This is a genomic window from Cryobacterium sp. Y62 (assembly GCF_002929785.1).
Lineage (GTDB): Bacteria > Actinomycetota > Actinomycetes > Actinomycetales > Microbacteriaceae > Cryobacterium.
The window spans coordinates 35,148-53,896 of record NZ_PJJK01000094.1 but is presented as its reverse complement, the minus strand read 5'-3'; the positions used below and the strand labels follow the sequence as shown (position 1 = coordinate 53,896).

The 18,749-nt window shown below is 60.5% G+C and carries 20 protein-coding genes; 8 read left to right on the top strand and 12 right to left on the bottom strand.

All coding sequences use genetic code 11. From position 1 onward, the window contains the following. Positions 1 to 133: 133 nt before the first annotated feature. On the top strand, positions 134 to 658 hold the full coding sequence (locus CXY71_RS06280) for an AAA family ATPase (RefSeq protein WP_104134806.1): 525 nt from the start codon (positions 134 to 136) through the stop codon (positions 656 to 658). A gap of 39 nt (positions 659 to 697) precedes the next feature. Here the strand turns inward: CXY71_RS06280 and CXY71_RS06275 are convergent, their stop codons facing one another. After that, complete coding sequence (locus tag CXY71_RS06275; RefSeq protein ID WP_158252998.1) at positions 698 to 1,222, bottom strand: GNAT family N-acetyltransferase; 525 nt, start codon at positions 1,220 to 1,222, stop codon at positions 698 to 700. A gap of 173 nt (positions 1,223 to 1,395) precedes the next feature. On the opposite strand from CXY71_RS06275, the gene CXY71_RS06270 reads away from it, so the two are divergent. Continuing rightward, on the top strand, positions 1,396 to 1,866 hold the full coding sequence (locus CXY71_RS06270; protein WP_104134804.1) for a GNAT family N-acetyltransferase: 471 nt from the start codon (positions 1,396 to 1,398) through the stop codon (positions 1,864 to 1,866). A 127-nt stretch (positions 1,867 to 1,993) separates the two neighbouring features. Next, positions 1,994 to 2,458 (top strand): GNAT family N-acetyltransferase, encoded by a 465-nt coding sequence (locus CXY71_RS06265; RefSeq protein ID WP_104134803.1) that lies wholly within the window; start codon positions 1,994 to 1,996, stop codon positions 2,456 to 2,458. A 90-nt stretch (positions 2,459 to 2,548) separates the two neighbouring features. On the opposite strand, the gene CXY71_RS06260 is transcribed toward CXY71_RS06265, so the two are convergent. The 3 genes from CXY71_RS06260 to CXY71_RS20625 form a co-directional block, all read right to left on the bottom strand. Continuing rightward, positions 2,549 to 3,124: a recombinase family protein gene (locus CXY71_RS06260; RefSeq protein ID WP_104134802.1), complete on the bottom strand. Its 576-nt coding sequence runs from the start codon at positions 3,122 to 3,124 to the stop codon at positions 2,549 to 2,551. A gap of 627 nt (positions 3,125 to 3,751) precedes the next feature. Beyond that, positions 3,752 to 4,174 carry a hypothetical protein gene (locus tag CXY71_RS06255; RefSeq protein ID WP_104134801.1) on the bottom strand — a complete coding sequence of 141 codons (423 nt, stop codon included), beginning with the start codon at positions 4,172 to 4,174 and terminating at the stop codon, positions 3,752 to 3,754. A 288-nt stretch (positions 4,175 to 4,462) separates the two neighbouring features. Continuing rightward, positions 4,463 to 4,876, bottom strand: coding sequence for a hypothetical protein (locus CXY71_RS20625; protein WP_146071538.1), 414 nt, complete (start codon positions 4,874 to 4,876; stop codon positions 4,463 to 4,465). A 375-nt stretch (positions 4,877 to 5,251) separates the two neighbouring features. Here CXY71_RS20625 and CXY71_RS06245 point away from each other — a divergent pair, with 375 nt between their 5' ends. Continuing rightward, a complete protein-coding gene (locus CXY71_RS06245; protein WP_104134799.1) occupies positions 5,252 to 5,851 on the top strand; it encodes a hypothetical protein in 600 nt (199 codons plus the stop codon). Positions 5,852 to 5,987: 136 nt separating this feature from the next. On the opposite strand, the gene CXY71_RS06240 is transcribed toward CXY71_RS06245, so the two are convergent. Then, complete coding sequence (locus tag CXY71_RS06240; RefSeq protein ID WP_104134798.1) at positions 5,988 to 7,184, bottom strand: Fic family protein; 1,197 nt, start codon at positions 7,182 to 7,184, stop codon at positions 5,988 to 5,990. An 897-nt stretch (positions 7,185 to 8,081) separates the two neighbouring features. Further along, positions 8,082 to 8,489: a hypothetical protein gene (locus tag CXY71_RS20620; protein ID WP_146071568.1), complete on the bottom strand. Its 408-nt coding sequence runs from the start codon at positions 8,487 to 8,489 to the stop codon at positions 8,082 to 8,084. Positions 8,490 to 8,796: 307 nt separating this feature from the next. Between CXY71_RS20620 and CXY71_RS06225 the strand changes: the two genes are divergently transcribed. Next, on the top strand, positions 8,797 to 9,450 hold the full coding sequence (locus tag CXY71_RS06225) for an EamA family transporter (protein ID WP_368665866.1): 654 nt from the start codon (positions 8,797 to 8,799) through the stop codon (positions 9,448 to 9,450). 3 nt (positions 9,451 to 9,453) lie between these two features. Here the strand turns inward: CXY71_RS06225 and CXY71_RS06220 are convergent, their stop codons facing one another. The 5 genes from CXY71_RS06220 to CXY71_RS06200 all read right to left on the bottom strand — a co-directional run bounded on the left by CXY71_RS06220 (position 9,454) and on the right by CXY71_RS06200 (position 15,896). Further along, complete coding sequence (locus CXY71_RS06220) at positions 9,454 to 12,087, bottom strand: multicopper oxidase domain-containing protein (protein ID WP_233204498.1); 2,634 nt, start codon at positions 12,085 to 12,087, stop codon at positions 9,454 to 9,456. Positions 12,088 to 12,120: 33 nt separating this feature from the next. After that, on the bottom strand, positions 12,121 to 12,453 hold the full coding sequence (locus CXY71_RS06215; protein ID WP_104134793.1) for a DUF2249 domain-containing protein: 333 nt from the start codon (positions 12,451 to 12,453) through the stop codon (positions 12,121 to 12,123). A 127-nt stretch (positions 12,454 to 12,580) separates the two neighbouring features. Further along, positions 12,581 to 14,197, bottom strand: coding sequence for an isocitrate lyase (locus CXY71_RS06210; protein WP_104134792.1), 1,617 nt, complete (start codon positions 14,195 to 14,197; stop codon positions 12,581 to 12,583). A gap of 322 nt (positions 14,198 to 14,519) precedes the next feature. Beyond that, positions 14,520 to 15,662 (bottom strand): threonine synthase, encoded by a 1,143-nt coding sequence (locus tag CXY71_RS06205; RefSeq protein ID WP_104134791.1) that lies wholly within the window; start codon positions 15,660 to 15,662, stop codon positions 14,520 to 14,522. 9 nt (positions 15,663 to 15,671) lie between these two features. Then, positions 15,672 to 15,896, bottom strand: coding sequence for a hypothetical protein (locus tag CXY71_RS06200; RefSeq protein WP_146072755.1), 225 nt, complete (start codon positions 15,894 to 15,896; stop codon positions 15,672 to 15,674). A gap of 104 nt (positions 15,897 to 16,000) precedes the next feature. Here CXY71_RS06200 and CXY71_RS06195 point away from each other — a divergent pair, with 104 nt between their 5' ends. From CXY71_RS06195 to CXY71_RS06185, 3 genes are read left to right on the top strand one after another with little or no spacing between them, the layout of a single operon-like run. Next, positions 16,001 to 17,098: a type I restriction endonuclease gene (locus tag CXY71_RS06195; RefSeq protein WP_368665865.1), complete on the top strand. Its 1,098-nt coding sequence runs from the start codon at positions 16,001 to 16,003 to the stop codon at positions 17,096 to 17,098. 45 nt (positions 17,099 to 17,143) lie between these two features. Beyond that, the gene (locus CXY71_RS06190) at positions 17,144 to 17,671 is read left to right on the top strand and encodes a hypothetical protein (protein WP_104134788.1); all 528 of its coding nucleotides are present in this window, start codon (positions 17,144 to 17,146) and stop codon (positions 17,669 to 17,671) included. A gap of 37 nt (positions 17,672 to 17,708) precedes the next feature. Continuing rightward, a complete protein-coding gene (locus CXY71_RS06185; RefSeq protein WP_104134787.1) occupies positions 17,709 to 18,146 on the top strand; it encodes a hypothetical protein in 438 nt (145 codons plus the stop codon). Here CXY71_RS06185 and CXY71_RS06180 read toward each other — a convergent pair. Further along, entirely contained in the window at positions 18,143 to 18,415 is a 273-nt protein-coding gene (locus tag CXY71_RS06180) for a DUF2277 domain-containing protein (RefSeq protein ID WP_104134786.1), read from the bottom strand. The two genes, CXY71_RS06185 and CXY71_RS06180, sit on opposite strands and share 4 nt — an antisense overlap. Positions 18,416 to 18,749: the final 334 nt, after the last annotated feature.

Here is an 18,749-nt window from a genome sequence, read left to right as displayed (position 1 = left end):
GCTGCGGTCATGCTGATCTCGACTTTCAGTGATCCCTCATTTTAAGAGGGCCCACTGTCCGAGATATCCGCGGCAGGTCAGGGCGTAGAGGCCTTTCATGATCGTCGGTTGGGTATTTCGTTAGCATGGGCGTGTGATCATATGGCTGAATGGCACTCACGGCGTTGGGAAAACGACCACGGCCAAGCTCGTGCAGCAGCTCATTCCAGAATCGCGCGTGTTCGATGCCGAGAAAGTCGGTGAGACGTTGATGGACGTCCACCCTGGGCTGCCCGAGACAGACAACTTTCAGCACTGGCCTCCGTGGCGCCCTCTTGTGGTCGAGACGGCCCGCCACATTCTCGATTACACGGGCGGCACTCTGATAATGCCGATGACGGTCTTGGTTGAGGCATACTGGCGCGAGATCAGCGACGGATTCGCCGCCTACGACATTCCAGTTCGACACTTCCTGCTCCACACCGACACGAAGATACTTCGTGAGCGCATCATGGGAGACACGGTCATGGGTCCGTCCGGGTTCCGTCTGGCCTACCTAGTCCCGTACGACAAGGCGTTCCGTGGATGGCTAGGCGCCGAAGCCGACGTGATCGATACCACCGCATTGACGCCTTCCGAGGCGGGAACGGCCATCGCCGATGCGATCGGAGTTCCATAATCGCGCTCGCGCACACACGCCCGGCCGCTGAAGGGGCCCCTAGCGGGCGGCCAAGTTGACGGACTGGCGCCAGTCAGCGGCCATTATTTCGAACTGAACGTATCGAGAAGTTTGCCCTAAGAAGTCTTCCTCGTGTCCGAATCCAATCTCTCGCATTCCGAGGCGGCGAAGCACTTTGACTGATGCGGCGTTCGCTTCAATAGCTTCGGCCCAAATCCGGGTGAGCCCAAGGCCCTCGAAACCAAAAGCAACTCCGGCGCGCGCAGCAGCTGTTCCCAGACCATGACCCCACGATGCGGACGGGCCAACTAAATATCCGAGCTCGCGTTCCACTCGACTACTCCCATGCAAATCGACGTAGCCGACTGGGCGCTGGGTATCCAACGCGAGCAATCGGATGAGGTGCGGGTCAGGATGAGAAATCTGGTTGCGCCACCATTCGACCGACTGCTGTTGGGACTCCCGCCTTTTCCAGCCCGCGTGCGCACAGAACAGCGCGTCAGTTTGCCATCTGGCAAGCGTCTCAGCATCTGCCGTGGTCAGTTCACGAAGAGTAAGGTCCACCTCGCAATTATGTGTCCTGCCCGTAAGGGACCCTTTCCGGGTGCGAAGGCGGATGCAGCGGCACTGTTCGGTGTGACGATGAATGCTATTTTGGACGGTTCGAGCGCCGGTTGCGCCGTGGTACACAAACGCCACTGAATGGCTCATCTGCGCTCTTCTGGAAGAATCATGAAATGACCGTCACCCTTCAGCGAATCCTCACCAGCGAATTTCCATCATGGCTGGACCGCAGCTGCACCGAGTACATCGACGACTTGGTTGTCCAGGGCGCATCGCCAGAACAAGCTCGGCTCATGGCGGTCGAGAGCACGCTTCGCTCATTTCCGGACGGTGCTCCGAGTCCTGGCAATGAGATCTTTCACGTCATGAGTGAGGCGGGTGAGCCTGTCGGGTATCTCTGGATCGGCCAGGATGTCAGCGCCGACCCGAGTGCGTGGTGGGTCTGGGACATTGTCATCAATGCCGACCAACGTGGCCAGGGTTTCGGGAGGGCCGCGATGCTCCTCGGCCAAGAGTATGCCCGCACACAAGGCGCGCATACCCTCGGCCTGAGCGTCTTCGCATTCAACACTGGCGCCCGCGGTCTCTACGAATCACTCGGCTACGAAACAACTTCGTTGAAGATGCTCAAGAACCTCGGCTGAGCCTTCCGAAAGCGCAACCTTCTACGGGCTTCCCGTACCACTGCACCCGCCGACGGTGCAAGCGTGGCCAGAAGAGCCCGAATGGGAACGAGGGCGGGAACGGAGTGCGCGCAGATACTCTGGGACGATGATTACAAACGATTCGGTCTCTATCCGCACGGTCCGAACCTCAGACTTGTCCCAGTGGGCTGAGCTCTATCGGGGCTATCGGGACTTCTACGAGCTGTCTCCCGATGACAGCATCGTTGAGCGTGTCTGGACCTGGATCAATGACGACTCAAATGAAGTCAATGCCTTCGTTGCCACCTCCGGGGATCGACTCGTGGGGCTCGCGCACTATCGACGATTTTCTCGTCCCTCAACGGGAAGCGTGGGTATCTACCTCGACGATCTGTTCACGGACTCGACCGCTCGGGGAGCCGGCGTCGGGCGGGCGCTACTGAGCGAACTCTCCGCGCTGGCCGAACGCGAAGGACGCTCAGTCGTTCGCTGGATCACGGCAGAGGACAATACTCGGGCCCGCCGTCTCTATGATTTGACCGCCACGTCTACCAAGTGGGTTACGTATGATTTGACGCCAGGGGCACTATGACCGCGCGATAGTGCCATCGCTGTCCACTGGCTTTTCCGTACTCCTCTGCACAAAACACCCGTTACCCGTACTCCTCTGCACGACGCACGTTCAGCCGGCGGTGTCCCCGGCTCGTTGGATTGCCCGGCAGACCGTGGACCTGGCGACGCTGAACAGTTCTGCGATCTGCGCGGTGGTGTGCTCGCCCCGCTGGTACACCTCGACCAGGTGCTTCTCCTGCGCCGGCAACAGTTTGGGCTGCTTGCCGCGCAGCCGGCCAGCCGCTTTGGCGACTTGCATCCCTCCGCGAGTTCTGGCGCGGATCAGGTCGGCCTCGAATTCAGCGACCATCGCGAGCACATTAAAAAGGAGCCTGCCAACTGGGTCGGTAGGGTCGTGAACGGAGCCGCCGAGGCTGAGCTTCACTTCACGAAGAGTGAGATCATCAACGATATCTTTGGCATCGCGAAGCGAGCGTGCTAGTCGGTCGAGCTTGGTCACGACGAGGGTGTCGCCGGCTCGGCATGCGGCTAACGCTTCGCGAAGACCTGGCCGGGCCCGGATTGTTCCGGTGAGGCCCTGATCGGTGAACGTCTTTTGGAGTGAGACACCGAGGGCGGCGAGGGCGTTCTTTTGGGCCGTGAGGTCTTGGCCGTTGGTGGATACGCGAACGGGGCAGATAGGCATCCTGGTCGTACTTTTTCAGTGTCCCGTTTATCCCTCGCGGGATTCTATTGATCGAAGCAACACCTATTTTTAGGTGGTTTGAAAGGCTTCATCGTTCTTCGTTAGCAGCAGGTGTCCGGCTTGCGGGAACTTCGCAGTTGCACCGGCTGAGCGGCTCCGCTTATGCCGGCTGGGCGAAGAAGCCTAAGAACATTGGCCACGCGTAGAGCAGCCCACCGAGGGCGAGCAGCCCCAAGCCTGTCGAGAGGACCCATCTCACCACAATTAGAGGCACCGACTCAAAGTAGTTGGATAGAACCCACCCAATGCACTCCCGACCGCTCCAACGACGAGCACAGCGATAGCGGCCGGCAGAAGGATGTGATTCATTCCCTCATACTGTCAGATCGGATCCGCTCGATCATCTGCCTTAAGGCATTGCTCCTTCCCCTTGCGAATCCACCCTTACGAATCCACGAACAAAGCGTAGGTAAGAAGGAACTGCAATAGAGTTCGCTGTGAATCGCAGCGGCAAATGGTGGCCTTTTGCAGCCATAGCGCGCAGCATCGTGAGTCTCGACAATTTCCTGCGGTCACACCTTGAGAAAGTGTTGGCTGGTTGCAGGCACGGCCGTGCGCGATCGATGCTTACCGCAGAACCGGCAGCTGAGAGCTGGACGCGTCGCCGGACGTGAAGTTTATCGTGATGAACGTCGGCAAATTCTCGGTTGATGGCACGTCGAACTCGAACGTCGTGGGGGCCAAATCGTCTGTGCACGGGCCTTCCGCATCGACCGAGAATCCGAACGTCATCGTCGCCAGATCCGCTGAGTCCGCGTGCGGCGGACAACTCGAGCTGCCGGACAGGACAATCGCCAGCCGCCCGTCGACGACTGTTGCGTAGCCCGCAAAAGGGTCGACCAGACCACTCGGCAGAGGTGTCGGCGCGCCAGGATATGCGGTTGTTGCAGCGCCTGCCGGAGTTGCTTTCGACGGCTCAGTCGTGCACCCACACATGCCGACTGCTACGGCAATCGCGATCGCGATCAGCGCCGGTCGATTCGGACTCATGGTCACATTCTATGGGCGAAGACTAGCCCCACATGGAGTCGGTAGGCGATCGTTACGGGGGCTCGCCCCGCAGATGGTTCCCCGACGGGCGCTCTTTCGACTCTCGCTCCGTTGGGGCTGCAAGCTATTCGGCGAAGCATGGTCCGAGCTGTTCGACGTCGGAGTTCGGCACCAATCCGCCATCACGGATGGCGCGCCGCGTGGCGCGGGGAATCGGCAGGGCACCTGCACTATGCCGTTGCGGATAGAGGGCTCACCAGCCTAGTCCCGGCTTGGAAGCGTAGCTGCTCAAGTCTCGCGTCGAAGAGCAATGATTCCCACATATGCGAGCAGTGCCGTCCCGATCGTTCCGAGGAGACCCGCGAGGAATGCAGCATCAACGCTGAACCCGCCGCTGAAGCTGATGACGACGTACCCGACAACCGCTAGCAGCACGAGGGCGACATAGGACAGTCGAACGAGCCAGCCCACCGGTGAGCGAACGACGGACATGAGAATCACAGCCGCCAACGGTGCAAGCATCATCCCGCCGAAAAGCAGAGCGGGCGCCACCCTGACCTCACGTCCCGAACACGGGGCGACGAGGTTACACGCCGTGGGGAATCCTTGCGCCATCCAGAATACGGGCCAAGTAACGACCACAATGCCCACCGCGGGAAACACAAATCCGAGGCGACTCTTCAACCGGATATTGGAAGTCATGTCACGAGTGTGGCATTACGGCGCGCAGAATGAAGCACTACAGAGCCGTATGGTGACAACTCGTTACCACTCAGGCCGGGTCGCCCACTCCAAGGGTCCAAGGGCGCTTTTAACCAAGGTGGACGAGCGCCAAGCTCCGGGACCTCCAGTGCCACGAGCGTAGCGGTCGTGGCGCGGCGGCTCAACATCGCTAGAAAAATCGGCGGCCGGTAGAAGGTTCCCGCTACGGGAATCCGGTCGTCCTTCACCGGAGTGAGCCGATGCCCTGACCGTGACCCTTCTACGGCGGGGCCCAGAACATCTTGAGGTTGAGCGCTATACATGTCGGCCTCGTATGGGTTGCTTCTGACTGACCCAGGGGGAGGCAACCGTTCGATGGATGATTTCACTGCACGAGTTGGACCGATCGTCCGGGGCATCGCCTCGGGACTCATTCCGATGGCTGTTTTCACCCCTGTGTACGCCATTTGGCCAGTGCTTGCTTGGCCAATTCTTGGAACGATCTTTTTCGTAGCGGCACTTGCCTGGTCGGTCTTCCTGGCTATTCGTGCTGCAAAACTGATCAAGCTTGCTGGTGGAGTACCGAACGAGACGAATGCGGACGACGCCCGCATTTCCCAGGGCATGACACTCGTGAGCAGCATCCAGGGTGCGCTCATCGTCACCTCGGTTGATGTACTCGCGGTTCTCGGTCAATACGTATGGATCCTCCCTGTGGTCGTCCTGATCGTGGGACTTCACTTCTTCCCTATGCCCGCAATCTTCGGACGAACAGTCGACTATTACCTCGGTGGGTTCATTCTCATCGTCGCGGGAACCGGACTCTACCTGGCAAGCCAGACCGGAATGGACTGGCACGTGACCTGGGGCGTTACCGGATTCGGGGTGGCGCTGGTCACCAGCGCGTATGGTTTGTACATCGTGCGCGCAGGGAACACCGCCCTCACTTCCTACCGTCAATTACAAGCTGCATAGCTGCCCAGAGCAGCTATGCATGGTGAGCCCCGGTGTGCCAGCGTCAACTATCCCGGTAGACGTTCCCCTATGAGACATTGCGCGCCCCGACCCCCGGCTCTGCATGTTGTCCCCAACCGGCGACGCGGAACACCGACTATCGGCGCCTCTTCGCCCGGGCGCCAAATTCGTCAAGGACCCGAACGACGTCTTTGGCGAGCCAGATTCGATTTCGCCGTCCGTCGGTAATTTGAGTCAGAATGTCAGCGTCAACGAGTCGGTCGATAGCGACCTGAGCGTTGACTGTCGAGACGCCAAGCTCAGCCGCGGCTGCGACCGCTCCGATCACGGGTTGACGAAGCAAAACGCCTACTAGTCGATGGGCCGCCGAGTCTCGTCTTGCGTTGATGCGCCCGCGCCAGTCGACCTGCACAGTTTCTAGATCCGCTACGAGGATGCGTCCGTTGTGCACCGCGGCGAACGATGCCTCCGCGATGGAGCGGATTATCGGGACAATATCCCCGGACCGGTATGCGCTGAGGGACTCGAAATATCGACTGGTGTCGTGGAGGAGCCCCGCGGATACCGGAACGGCCACATTGTGAGTGAGCTTCCCAGCACGCAGCATCGCCTGAATAAGCGCGCGACCGACTCTTCCGTTGCCGTCAGGGAACGGGTGGATTGTTTCGAATTGAGCGTGAGCGATCGCGGTCTGAGCGAGCAAAGGAAGGTCGTCGCGGCTGGCGAAGGCGACGAGATCGTCCATGAGTTCGAGAACTCGATCGTGATGCGGCGGCACAAACTGTGCGGTGTGGGGCCCGAGGTTCCCACCTCCGATCCAGACCTGTTGGTCACGCCAGTGACCGACGATGTCCGGATTGCTGTGCTCGAGGAGTGCGCGATGCATTTCCAGGATGGCGCGTCCGTCGATGGACTCGGAGAGTGCCAGGGCCGCTTGCATCGCTCGGACGTTGCCGACGATAAGCTGTGCGTTCTTCGAGGCGTGCCCACCGATCTCCGCCAGGGCGATCTGGCGTGCTCCGCTCGTGAGATTCTCAATCTCTGAGCTGGAGGCGCTCTCCGTGCGCAGGAGAATGGATGCGAATGGTGCCGCGATCTGTCCCACTTCGGCATCGAAGCGGGCAAGCTCGCTGGCGGCCTCTTCGGTCAGCGCGTGGAGTTCGCTGTTCAGCGGGATATCGAGATCGGCAATGAATGCGGGCACCGACGCCAAGTACGGCCCGGATGCCAGACGCTTCTGCGTTCGTGAGCCATAGTCGTCTTGGACGCTGCGCCAGGGCCGTTCCTCGTAACCGATCGGCGCCCAGGGTAACTTTTCGTCAAACGTGGCCATGGAATGACTATACCAATGCTTAGCGGTAGATCCATAGTTATGTGCGCGTTCTATTCTGACTTATCCCGCACGCCGGATCTAAAGACTGAAGCGCAATTGTTCGTCCCGTAGAGGGTTCGGCTTACGGGCGCTCCGCGGGCTCAACCCACCAAAGGTAGTTCGAGAGTTGCAGGCTACGGCGCCAGGACTGATCTCTTTTACGTTTGTCGCGGCGAAGTAACGTGCGCGCTGTCAGAATGAGCGTGTGGAACAGCCTGTAGTGAACTCACCGAACGATGCACTAGCGGCAGCGGCCGCCCTCGTTGAGATTGAGCGTCTCGTCCACGCTACGCAGGAGATTATCCAAGGACCTGATCGAAAGGAGATGTCTCACCGCGCTTATGCGTACGTGAGTGAGGCAACATGGTGGATCGCGAGTCTCGACGAGCAATTTCGCGAAGCGAACAATCTTGGTGTATAGAAAGCCGCTCGCGATGCAGACGATTTCGGAAGGCTAATTCCCGGCCTTCTGTGGATTCGGGACCGGATCTCTCACCAGCTGCCTTTTACCGTCATTGAGGATGATCGATCGTTCTTCGACCCCAAACCAGGCGGTGTTCTCCACATCTCTTCTGGCTACGAGTGGCTGCCAATCGACCAGATCCAACCGGGTCTTGAACGACGGTTGTGGGAGTCGACTTACCGGGATAATTTTGCCGGCCATGGACTAGTCCAAGGCCCGGCTCGCATTGTGATTTTCCTAAGAGCGCTCCTCGAAAACGATCCGCCTTGCAGGGCGGAACTTGAGAGGATCAATTCCGTCGACTCTTCCTCCGAGCCGGGCTAAGCGTACCGAGGCATCAGATCAGTGATTTAGCCGATGACCCAAGGGCCAGGGGCGTGGGTGCGCGTTAATTCTCACTGCCTCGCATGAAAAAAACCAAAGGAACCTAGCGTCCACAACGGCCCAATGAGGGTGGCAATGATGATGGCCACCATAACGATCTGAAGAAATTTGCTGCGGTGACTTTCCCTCACAACGACACCGACCAGCAGCAGTGCCGTGAATAGCCCGAAGAGAATGACGCTCATCACGAGCGTGATGTGCATTCCTACGCCGATTGTGCAGCCCTCCAGCGTGGGAAAGACCGCTGGACACTCGAGCGTTACCGGCTGAAGTGCCGAGGTTATCCAAATCGAAGCAGCGACGACTATTACGGCCGGAACCGTCCAATGCCATAGGGGGCGCGCAATATCTGGTGCCTTCGGTGAACGCGTCATCCACTCAAGATAGCGGGCGACGATGGCTTTGGTCGCTGACTCCATTTTCGGCCGGCGTTAGCAATCGGTCCGTTCGCAGAACGACGATTGTTATGGATAGCGAGACGGCGGTGCGCTATATCGCGGATTCGTCGCGCGACCAATCTCTCTGCAGATTACGGGCGCGAAGATGCAATCCATAAAGGTCTACAAGTTCGAGTGTCCAGTAAGGGGTTCCCTGTTAACGCCAACTGAAAACAGGGCCAGAAACCGCCGCACAAATGGCCCATTTTCGATTGGCGTTAACAGACCTCTATGTCAGGACCCCTGGGGATAAGAACCGTTGCACTTTGCGGGCGTCGCTATCGGGTCAGTGATATCGCTCGCCTCCGCGCCTCTCGCGTCTGGTCTACTCGAACTCCTGCTCGAACGCAGACGACTCAGCCTATGGTGGGCACTGGCCGCAGGCCTGGGAATCATTGGCAGCACGCTGCTGTGCCTGTCCAAGATGACGGATGCCGCCGAATCGACAGGTCAGACCGTGGCCGGCATCGCACTCGGCCTCATCGCCGGGGCAACCTATGCCACCTATTCCTGGGCAGCACACCACCTCATGAACCACAGCATCAGCCGCGCCGCAGCCATGGGGTCCGTGTTCGGACTCGGTGGCATGCTCCTGTTGCCCGTGCTCATTGTCAACGGTGCCCCGCTGCTCGCATCCGCCCAGGCATTCAGCGTTGCCGTGTACATGGCCATCATTCCGATGTTTCTCGGCTACCTCCTCTTCCGCTTTGGCCTGACTCGCGTCTCGGCCAGTACCGCCACCACAATCACACTCACGGAACCGGCGATCCCTGCGATCCTCGCCCTTCTCATCGTCGGCGAGCGACTGACAACGGTCGGATGGATCGGATTCGCGGTCATCGCATGCGTCCTCGTTGTACTCGCCATCGCACCGACCAACGAAAGCGAGAGCAAATCCACCCCTTCGTCCGAGAAGGCACCCAAGGCCGGAAGCCGGGCCTGAGCGTCAGTCGGTGACCAGGAACCGGCCCTGGGCCCCCTTTTCGGCGTCGGACATGACGTGGGTCACGAACGGGTAGCTGCCGGCTTCTGGGAAGGTAATCTCGACGAATCCGCCCTGCGCCGGCAGCAGTGAGAGGGCCTGCGATCCCCCCGTTCCGGTGCTGCCGCCGTCCTTTAACCGATAGTCGCCCTCGGCAAAGACGGTGTCGAACTGGCCGCCAACGACGTGGAACGAGCTATTCGTGTTCGGTCCGGCATCGAGCACCCAGATGCGCACCTTTTCGCCGACGGTCGCCGACAGCGGAGCGTGGACGTACTGGTTGGCGTACCCGTTGAAGGTCACCAGGTCGGGAAGCTGCGTCTGCACCTTCACCGCGTCGCCCTCAGCGCCCTGCTGTCCGAGATAGAACTCCGATTGGATCAGCAGGTATTCCCGGTCCACCTCGGCCAGCCCAGCCGGATCGATGATGACCGCGCCGAACATGCCGTTGGCGATATGAGCCGACATGGGCATCGTGGAGCAGTGGTACAGCCAGATACCCGACCGGGTTGCAGTGAACCGGTAGATCAGGCTCTCCCCGGGGTCGATGGTCTGCATGGCCCGGTCGGGCGCGAGCGATCCGGCGTGAAAGTCCAGTGAATGGCCAATCGTTCCCTCGTTGACGAAGGTGATCTCAAACACGTCGCCGACCGTGCCACGCAGCACGGGCCCGGGCGCGGTGCCGTTGTAGGTCCACAGCATCTGCGTAACGCCCGGCGCGATCTCGGTCTTCGTATTACTGACGGTCATCGTGCTCTCATGCACGACAGTGGATGTCGCGGCCCCAAGTTTCGCATCGCGTGCGACAAAGTCGCTTCCCGGCTCAGCCCTCAGATCAATGTCGTCCGCAGCGGAACTACCATTTTGCTCATCGTCCATCGCGCCATGGTCCACGGCGTCGGCAGTGCCGGAGTCGGCCGCGGCCGCACCGACCGCATTCACGGTCAGCACCATTCCCAGCAGACGGTGACCGCCTAGGGAACACCAGCCGTTCAGATCGGCCCCGATCACACCGACGTCGACGGTGGTCGTCACGTCGGGCTCGACCGGTCCGGAGTCGACTCCGCTGTCGAACACGAGGTTGTGCAGCATGCCGTCGTCATTGCGCAGGGTAATAACGAGAACATCACCGACCGGAACATCGATACTGTCTGGACTGAATCGGGTGTCGCCCATCGTCACGTCAACGGTGGTGGTGTGGCCTGTGGCGACTCTACTGCTTCCCGTACCTGAGGCGACACCCGCCGCCGGATCAAGGACCACGCCGAGGGCGAGCGTCAGGGCGAGCGTGGTCGCGGCCGCCACGAATATTCCGATTAGAGAATATGACGGTGGTGCGGGCTCCGCGTCGGTGTCGCGGGTCAGCGGGGGGAGCCCGGCACCCGGCGGCGTGCGGGTCTTGCGATTGATGCGCAGCGCCCGGACCATGAGCACGATAAAGCAGGCGAGTGTGGCAAGAACCAGCGCGGCGAGTGTGTCAGTGACGAACGCTGCCAGGGGAAGCAGTGTCAGAATCAGGGCACCGTTGACCACGGTCACCCGGAACAGGCCGGCCCGGTCGAGCTCATGTGCGGTGGCCTTGGCCGCCTTCGGGCCGCCGCCGAGCACCACCGGAATCAGGAAGCTCAACGCGCCGATCATGATCTGGGCGCCGAAGCCGACCGCTAAATAAGGAACGAGTGCTTCGAGTCCAGCCGCGGCATCCGCCCAACTGGCAGCGGTCGCCACGACAATACCGAATCCGATCGCGCACAGGGCAAACCAGATCAGGGCGGCGGTGATGCTCCATCCGGCATAACTGACTGCGGGCGAGCGTCGCAGGTGGCCAGCGAGTTCGAGCAAAACCGGAACGAACCCGACCAGGTAGATCAGGATGCCGGCCGCTGTGATGAGTCGCGAGTCCGCGTAGGTGCCAGCGCCCAGAACCGTCAAACCGGCGAGAAGGAGGGGCAGGGTGCGGGGTGCGGCAGCCGTCGGGGTATGAAGAACTCGATCATGCAGCACGGTCGGCAGCAGCAGAGTGACGGTGCCGATCACCGTCAGCCCCACCCAGCCGAGCAGGTTCAGCCCGATGTGGGCGATATAGAGCCGTTCGTAGGGAGCCAGGTCGCTGCTCGGGTGTGCCATCAGGATGCCGAGGGTGACGCCCACGACCAGGCATCCCGCAGCGGCAATGTAGTAGCGTACGAGCGGCGCGAACCGGGCCGGGAGCGCGCCGCGCATCTGCCCCAAGAGAATGACGGCGTGCAGCACGGCGTTGATCCCGACGAGGCTCCCGCCGACCAGCACAACGAACCACCAGGCCTGCGTGATTCCGATCATCACGGCGGCTGCGCTGACCGTGTGAACGGTCAACCGAACACCGAGCCAGTATCGGCCGCCCGGTGGGGCGTTCTTCAGCAGACTGTCGGCGAAGTGCTGACTCCAGACCAAAATCGCAGTCGAGAGCGCCCCGAGCAGAAGCAGATGTACCATCAGCCACGGCCCGAATGATGAATCTCGGTAAAGTATTACGCTGACAATTCCGAGGATCAGCCAGGTGGGAACGAGCATGCCCGTGGTCTGGTGCCAGAGCCGAAGTTTGAGACTGGGTTTCACGGAGCTTATCTTGCGGTTACCGAGCCTGAAGGACTACGCGGTCCGAGTCAGACGCACGGTCCACACCTCAGGCCCCTCCTGCAGGTAGCTGATCGTGAAAACGTCGGGCTTCGTGCGCTGCAGCGTCGCGAGCAGGGGCAGCGGGTTGTGCGAGGCGATCAGGTCGAGGGAGATTCCGGGCTGGATCGCGTCGAGGGCACCGAAAATTGCGGCGTGGCGCACCGCGTGCGGAATGGTGCGGCTATCGAGAACGATCGCTTCGCTCGCGTCGTGGCCGCAGGAACAGGTTTCTGCAGCGCTCTTGGTGGCTGGAGTGTGCTCGTGCGCGAGCGGACCTGCAGAAATGGTAATCGGTTCGGCGGTCATGGTGTCTCCTGTTCGGCGTGGCGGTTTTTCTTTTAGCGTACGCCTATCACTTTTCTTCTCTGACCGTTTGAGCACGCGACGAAGCCCCAGTCAGTCGACTGGGGCTTCGTCGATGCTGCAGTTGTTGTCAGTGGCTACTCAAAGCCGGTTCGTCAAACTGGTTGCTCGTGTTGTTCACGCCGCCAGCCTTCAGCGCGGCTTCGCCGGCGAAGTACTCCTTGTGGTTGTCACCCAAGTCGGAGCCCGACATGTTCTGGTGCTTGACCGTGGCGATTCCCTCACGGATTTCGCGGCGTTGCACGCCCTTGACGTAGGCGAGCATGCCCTGGTCGGCGAAGTATCCCTTGGCCAGGTCATCGGTCGAGAGCGCGGCCGTGTGGTACGTCGGCAGGGTTATGAGATGGTGGAAGATACCAGCGTCTTTCGAGCTGTCGCGCTGGAAAGTACGGATCTTCTCGTCGGCGTTCAAGGCCAGTTCGGTCTCGTCGTAGTCCACGCTCATGAGCTTGGCGCGGTCGTAAGCAGAGACGTCCTTGCCCTCGGCGAGAAGTGCGTCGTAAGCCTGCTGACGAAAGTTTAAGGTCCAGTTGAACGACGGGCTGTTGTTGTAGACCAGCTTGGCGTTCGGAATGGCCTTGCGAACTTTGTTCATCATGCCCGCGATCTGACCGATGTGCGGCTTCTCGGTTTCGATCCAGAGCAGGTCGGCACCGTTCTGCAGCGACGTGATGCTGTCGAGCACGCAGCGGGCCTCGCCGGTTCCAGCGCGGAACTGGAACAGGTTGCTGGCCAGACGCTTCGGGCGCAGTAGCTTACCGTCGCGCTTGATGACGACATCGCCGTTGCCGAGGTCGGCTTCGGTGATCTCGTCAACGTCGAGGAAGGAGTTGTACTGATCGCCCAGGTCACCGGGCTGGTAGGTCACGGCGAGCTTCTGCGTGAGGCCGGCACCGAGCGAGTCGGTGCGGGACACGATGATGCCGTTTTCAATGCCGAGCTCGAGGAACGCGTAGCGAACTGCGTTGATCTTGGCGATGAAGTCCTCGTGAGGAACGGTGACCTTGCCGTCCTGGTGACCGCACTGCTTCTCATCCGAGACCTGGTTCTCGATCTGGATGGCGCAGGCGCCGGCCTCGATCATTTTCTTGGCCAGGAGGTAGGTGGCTTCGGGGTTTCCGAAACCGGCGTCGATGTCGGCGATGATCGGCACGACGTGGGTCTCGTAGTTGTCGATCTGACCGGTGAGCGTGGCGATCTTGGCGTCGTCGCCAACGATGCGGGCGTTGTCGAGGGCCGTGAACAGCAGGTCGAGTTCGCGGGCGTCTGCCTGGCGGAGGAAGGTGTACAGCTCCTCGACCAGCGCGGGAACGGCCGTCTTCTCGTGCATGGACTGGTCGGGGACCGGACCGAACTCGCTGCGCAGCGCAGCAACCATCCAACCCGACAGGTACAGGTAGCGCTTGTTGGTGGTTTTGAGGTGCTTCTTGATCGAGATCATCTTCTGCTGGCCGATGAAGCCGTGCCACACACCGAGCGACTGGGTGTAAATAGAGGAGTCAGCGTCGTACTCCTTCATGTCCTTCTGCATGATGTCCGCCGTGTACTGCGCGATTTCCAGGCCAGTCTTGAAGCGGTTCTGGGCGCGCATGCGGGCGACGGACTCGGGGTTGATGGCGTCCCAGCTGCTTCCAACCTGCTGCTTGAGGGCTTCGATGGCCGCGATGTCTTTCTGGTAGACAGTCATGTTAATTCCTTCGACGTGTGAGTTGGGCTGAGCCGGGACTTCTGACTCAACGAGCCGATACCGGCTGATAAACCCAGATTGGCGCAAGAACAGTGGGTCTTTTCCAAGAAGGTCGAGAGAATAAATGCGATTCTTCTGCAATTGAAAAGTTATTCGTCGCGTTGGGCGCTTTCGGGGGCCTCTCCCGGCACGACGATGACCAGACGGCATCGTGGGCACCGATGGCACTCTTCCAGACCGTCAGCGGTATCGACGCCGTCCGGGATCATCTCGGTGCCACAGGCCGGGCAGGTGGGACCGGCGTCGTTGTCAAAGTCCGACATCACACGGATGATTTCAGGCCGGCACCGCACAGTGGCACGACCACGGACTCGGCCGTGAGCAAGCTCGCTGCCAGTGCCCAGGTAGGGCTGGCTTTGTTAAACATCGAGTCGACTGCCGCGCGCACAGCAGCGAAGCAGACAGCCGAGGTCGGTTCGACGAAGAGTCCCTCGTCGGCCAGTTCCTGGCGCGCGGCCGCGGTCTGCCGGTCGCTGACGGAGACGATCGTGCCACCGGTGGCCCGCACGGCGGCCAGAATCTGTCGGCCACGAGGCGGCGCGGCGATGGCGATACCCTCCGCGATGGTGGCACCGCCGTCGACCGCAGTGGGTGCCGCGAGTCCCTGCGCCATCGCCTGTTCCAGCGGTGAACAAGCGGATGCCTGCACCGCGACGATCCGCGGCATCCTCTCGGCGAGACCAGCGGCGACCAGTTCGCTGAAGGCGAGGTAGCAGCCCAGCACCAGTGTGCCATTGCCGACCGGAACCACCACCGTCTCGGGCAGGGATCGCCCGCGCTGTTCCCAGATCTCATAGCCGTACGTTTTCACGCCGTGCACAAAGTACGGGTGATATACGTGGCTCGCGTACATAACACCGGGTCGGCCCGCCGCCCGCAGGGCCGCCGCGGAGGTATCCGCGCGCGAGCCGGGTACCAGTTCGACCGTGGCACCGTGCGCACGCATCTGCGCGAGTTTGCCAGGCGAAGTGGACTCGGGAACGTACACCGTGCAGCCGATGCCCGCCCGCCCGAAATACGCCGCGATTGCCGTGCCGGCGTTACCGCTGCTGTCGACCATGGCGTTGGTGACATCGAGCCGATGAGCGAGGGTTGCGAGCAAGACCGCGCCGCGGTCTTTGAACGAGAGCGTCGGCAGCAAAAAGTCGAGTTTCAGCTGCACGTGGGCGAAAGCGCGGGACGGCACGAGGGGCGAAAAGCCCTCTCCCAGGGTGATCGCCGGGTCGACGTCGATCGGTAGCGCCTCGGCATAGCGCCAGAGCGACGGGACGCGGCTGGGCAGCGCCGCGGCATCCACTTCAATGTCGAATTCGGCGACGTCGAGAAGGCCGCCGCAGGTGCAGCGCCAGACCAGACTCTCGACCGGGTAGCTTGCGGCGCACTCGGAGCAGATGAGGTCAGGCATCCCTTGATGCTAGCTGCCCGTCATCAACCTTCCGTGGTGAATCTTCCGTGGTGAATCTTCCGTGGTGAACATCCAGATGCTCGTCGAGACGGGATTGCCGGCGAGATCACGCACGTCAGTGCTACTGCGGGTGACGGCGACGGCGGCAGGATCGGGTTCAGAAAGCCGCTCTTGGCGGTGTTCCAGTGGGTCACCTTTGAGCACGTTGCGGCGGTTATGCCCTAGTTCAGACACGACTGGACCGTATCCCGCGGCACGCCCTGAAGCGCCTGGTTTCGTTCACGAGATTACGTGCTGCCGATAAGGTCGAAGTTGCAGAACGACAAACGGGGGGAAACATGGAATTTGCAGAACTAATTGAGGCATTGGCTCTCAAGGTGCGTAACCAACGCGACGCAATTCAGACTGAAGAAGCTACAAAGAACGCATTTATCATGCCGTTTATCTCGACAATCTTGGGCTATGACGTATTCAATCCGCTGGAGGTCGTTCCGGAATTTACTGCTGACGTCGGTGTAAAAAAAGGCGAAAAAGTCGATTATGCGATCATGCGCGACGGCGAAGTTCAGATTCTCATCGAATGCAAGAAGTCCACGGAAGCGCTAAAAATTGAGCATGCTTCGCAGCTCTTTCGTTATTTCGCGGTAACCAATGCGCGTATTGCCGTGCTCACAAATGGCGAGATTTACCAGTTCTACACGGATTTGGACGTGCCCAACCGCATGGACTCAAAGCCGTTTCTGGTACTCGATTTGATGGACATAGACGAAACGCTTATTCCTGAACTGAGGAAGCTGACCAAGGAGGTCTTCGACCTCGACTCCATCATCAACTCTGCTGAAGAGCTCAAGTACATTGGCCAGATCAAGCGGACCATCGCCGCTCAGTTCACGGACCCTGAAGACGACTGGATCCGTTTCTTCACCACGCGCGTCTACGAAGGAGCCTTTACCCAGAGGGTTCGTGAACAATTCACCACTTTGGTGGCTAAGTCGACGAAACAGTTCTTGAACGATCAAGTCAACGACCGGTTGAAGACGGCGCTGGGCGGTTCAAATTATTCGGGGGCAGATGCACGAGCCCGAGATGGAGCCATCAACAGCCACGACATTGTTGAGGTCGATCTGGCCCGTGACACAGAGATCGAGACGACCCTGGAAGAACTCGAGGGGTATCAAATTATCAAAGCCATTGCCTGTAGCGAAGTAAAGCCCCCAAGAGTGACACACCGAGATTCAAAATCGTATTTTGCCGTGCTTCTCGACGATAACAATCGCAAGCCCGTCGCCCGGCTTCATTTCAATGGAAAGAAGCAGAAATATCTCGGTGTCTTCGATGCCGCCAAAGTTGAGACACGCCACCCTATCGAAAGCCTTGACGAAATTTATCTTTTTGCCAGCGACATCCGCGAAACCATCAAGAATTACCAGGAGTAAAACGAAAATAGCCGTGCGATTCGAATCGACTCTCCGGAGACAGGCATGAACACTATTCCCCATGGTGTGGGAGCCACGATGGTTCATCGGTACTGGCGCATCGCGCTGATAGCGCCAGTACTCGGGTTTCTCCTCGGGGTCACCCTATTCGGGCTTATCGCCATGACGGGAAACCCCGAGGCGCGATCGGGTCAGATGGTCGCCTATCTGGCGCGGTCAGGTCTGGCCTACGGCTTTTTTGGCTTTATGGTCGCCATTGCCGCGCTGACCGGCGGCGTCCTTCTCATCGCCAGCTCCGATCGACACCTCGCAAAATCAGCGGGCTCGCGCACCGCTCTCGCGGCCCTCGGCGCGACCGGCGGCGTGCTGGTTTTGGGGATCGTTTTTGCCACGGTGCAGTGGGCGATCGGAGCCAACGGCTGGGCGTATCTCCTGGTCATGTTCACCGTAGCGCTCGCCATCGCGGTAGGAATCGTGGCAGCGTTTCTGGTGTACCGGGCCGAGCGACGAAGCGAGCGTACCCAGCCAGAGCGGGCGCGGCATCCGCTGCCCAGCGCCTGGGTCGACTTCTAGCCGGCCGGTGCGACCCGTCGCAACGTAGGGTGGGCACATGATAGTTCGGCGCTACTGGCGCATCGCGGTGTTCGCACCGATCGTGGGGTTTTTAATTGCGGCCTGCGTCGCCATCGTGATGACCGATGCCGGCAGCGGTGAAACCCAGTTTCGGTTCTGGTTTGTCATACGTTCCATGTCGAATTACGGCGTGATCGGCCTGATCATTGGGGCGGTCGCACTTCTTGGCGGTCTCTCGACCGTTGCGATAGTAGATCGACAGCTCACCAAATCGCGGCGCGTGCGCACAACTGCCGCCGCATTCGGTGCGATGGGCGGTGTCCTGCTGTTGGCGATCGTGTTGGCGATCGTCTTGACGATGCTGGACGACGGGCTATATGCGGGCATCACCATCGCCTTCGGTCTGGCCTTTGGCGCTGCAGCCAGTGTGGTGGCGGCCGTCATGGTGCTCTACGCGGATCGTCACAACCGCTAAGCGGCAGCAAACCGCTTCTGCGAGCGCGCTTTGGTCTTCTCGGCCTCGATCTCCCGGTTTTTCGGTGGCGCGCAGCTCACCAGATCTTCGAGCAGGTGCCGGGAGATGTGCGCGATCTCGTGCACGGCGAGCTCAAAGGCTTCTTCGTTGGCCTTAGACGGATGCGTCGACCCGCTGATCTTGCGCACGTACTGAAGCGCGGCCGCATACACCTCATCGTCCGTCGCGGCGGGTTCAAAGTTATGCAGGACGTGAATGTTTCGGCACATGTTTTCAGGGTAACCACAGTTCGCACACCCTTCAAGACCCGGGCGTAGGATGCCTCCACCCAGCTTCGACGGGAGGTGTCCCCTGCCCGCGCCCACCCCCGATTTGGTTGGCATAGCCGGACTGTTGCGCGCTGCCGGCTGCCTCTTCGCCGCGGAGGAGACCGGCGTGCTGATGTCCGTGCAGCAGTCGCCCGACCAGCTCAGTGCGATGATCGAGCGCCGTCTCAACGAGCCGCACGCTTCGGCCGATGGCGGTGACGATGGCCTCGACCTTCAGCGGCGCATCATTGCCACCGCGTCACACTGGCTCTCTCCGAGCGGATGCTTGCTGGTT

Excerpts from the sequence above, each read along its gene's own strand:
- CXY71_RS06270 (WP_104134804.1), top strand. The coding sequence starts at position 1,396 with ATGACCGTCACCCTTCAGCGAATCCTCACCAGCGAATTTCCATCATGG.
- CXY71_RS06265 (WP_104134803.1), top strand. The coding sequence starts at position 1,994 with ATGATTACAAACGATTCGGTCTCTATCCGCACGGTCCGAACCTCAGAC.
- CXY71_RS06260 (WP_104134802.1), bottom strand. The coding sequence starts at position 3,124 with ATGCCTATCTGCCCCGTTCGCGTATCCACCAACGGCCAAGACCTCACG.
- CXY71_RS06255 (WP_104134801.1), bottom strand. The coding sequence starts at position 4,174 with ATGAGTCCGAATCGACCGGCGCTGATCGCGATCGCGATTGCCGTAGCA.
- CXY71_RS20625 (WP_146071538.1), bottom strand. The coding sequence starts at position 4,876 with ATGACTTCCAATATCCGGTTGAAGAGTCGCCTCGGATTTGTGTTTCCC.
- CXY71_RS06245 (WP_104134799.1), top strand. The coding sequence starts at position 5,252 with ATGGATGATTTCACTGCACGAGTTGGACCGATCGTCCGGGGCATCGCC.
- CXY71_RS06240 (WP_104134798.1), bottom strand. The coding sequence starts at position 7,184 with ATGGCCACGTTTGACGAAAAGTTACCCTGGGCGCCGATCGGTTACGAG.
- CXY71_RS20620 (WP_146071568.1), bottom strand. The coding sequence starts at position 8,489 with ATGGAGTCAGCGACCAAAGCCATCGTCGCCCGCTATCTTGAGTGGATG.
- CXY71_RS06215 (WP_104134793.1), bottom strand. The coding sequence starts at position 12,453 with ATGACCGCCGAACCGATTACCATTTCTGCAGGTCCGCTCGCGCACGAG.
- CXY71_RS06210 (WP_104134792.1), bottom strand. The coding sequence starts at position 14,197 with ATGACTGTCTACCAGAAAGACATCGCGGCCATCGAAGCCCTCAAGCAG.
- CXY71_RS06205 (WP_104134791.1), bottom strand. The coding sequence starts at position 15,662 with ATGCCTGACCTCATCTGCTCCGAGTGCGCCGCAAGCTACCCGGTCGAG.
- CXY71_RS06195 (WP_368665865.1), top strand. The coding sequence starts at position 16,001 with ATGGAATTTGCAGAACTAATTGAGGCATTGGCTCTCAAGGTGCGTAAC.
- CXY71_RS06190 (WP_104134788.1), top strand. The coding sequence starts at position 17,144 with ATGAACACTATTCCCCATGGTGTGGGAGCCACGATGGTTCATCGGTAC.
- CXY71_RS06185 (WP_104134787.1), top strand. The coding sequence starts at position 17,709 with ATGATAGTTCGGCGCTACTGGCGCATCGCGGTGTTCGCACCGATCGTG.
- CXY71_RS06180 (WP_104134786.1), bottom strand. The coding sequence starts at position 18,415 with ATGTGCCGAAACATTCACGTCCTGCATAACTTTGAACCCGCCGCGACG.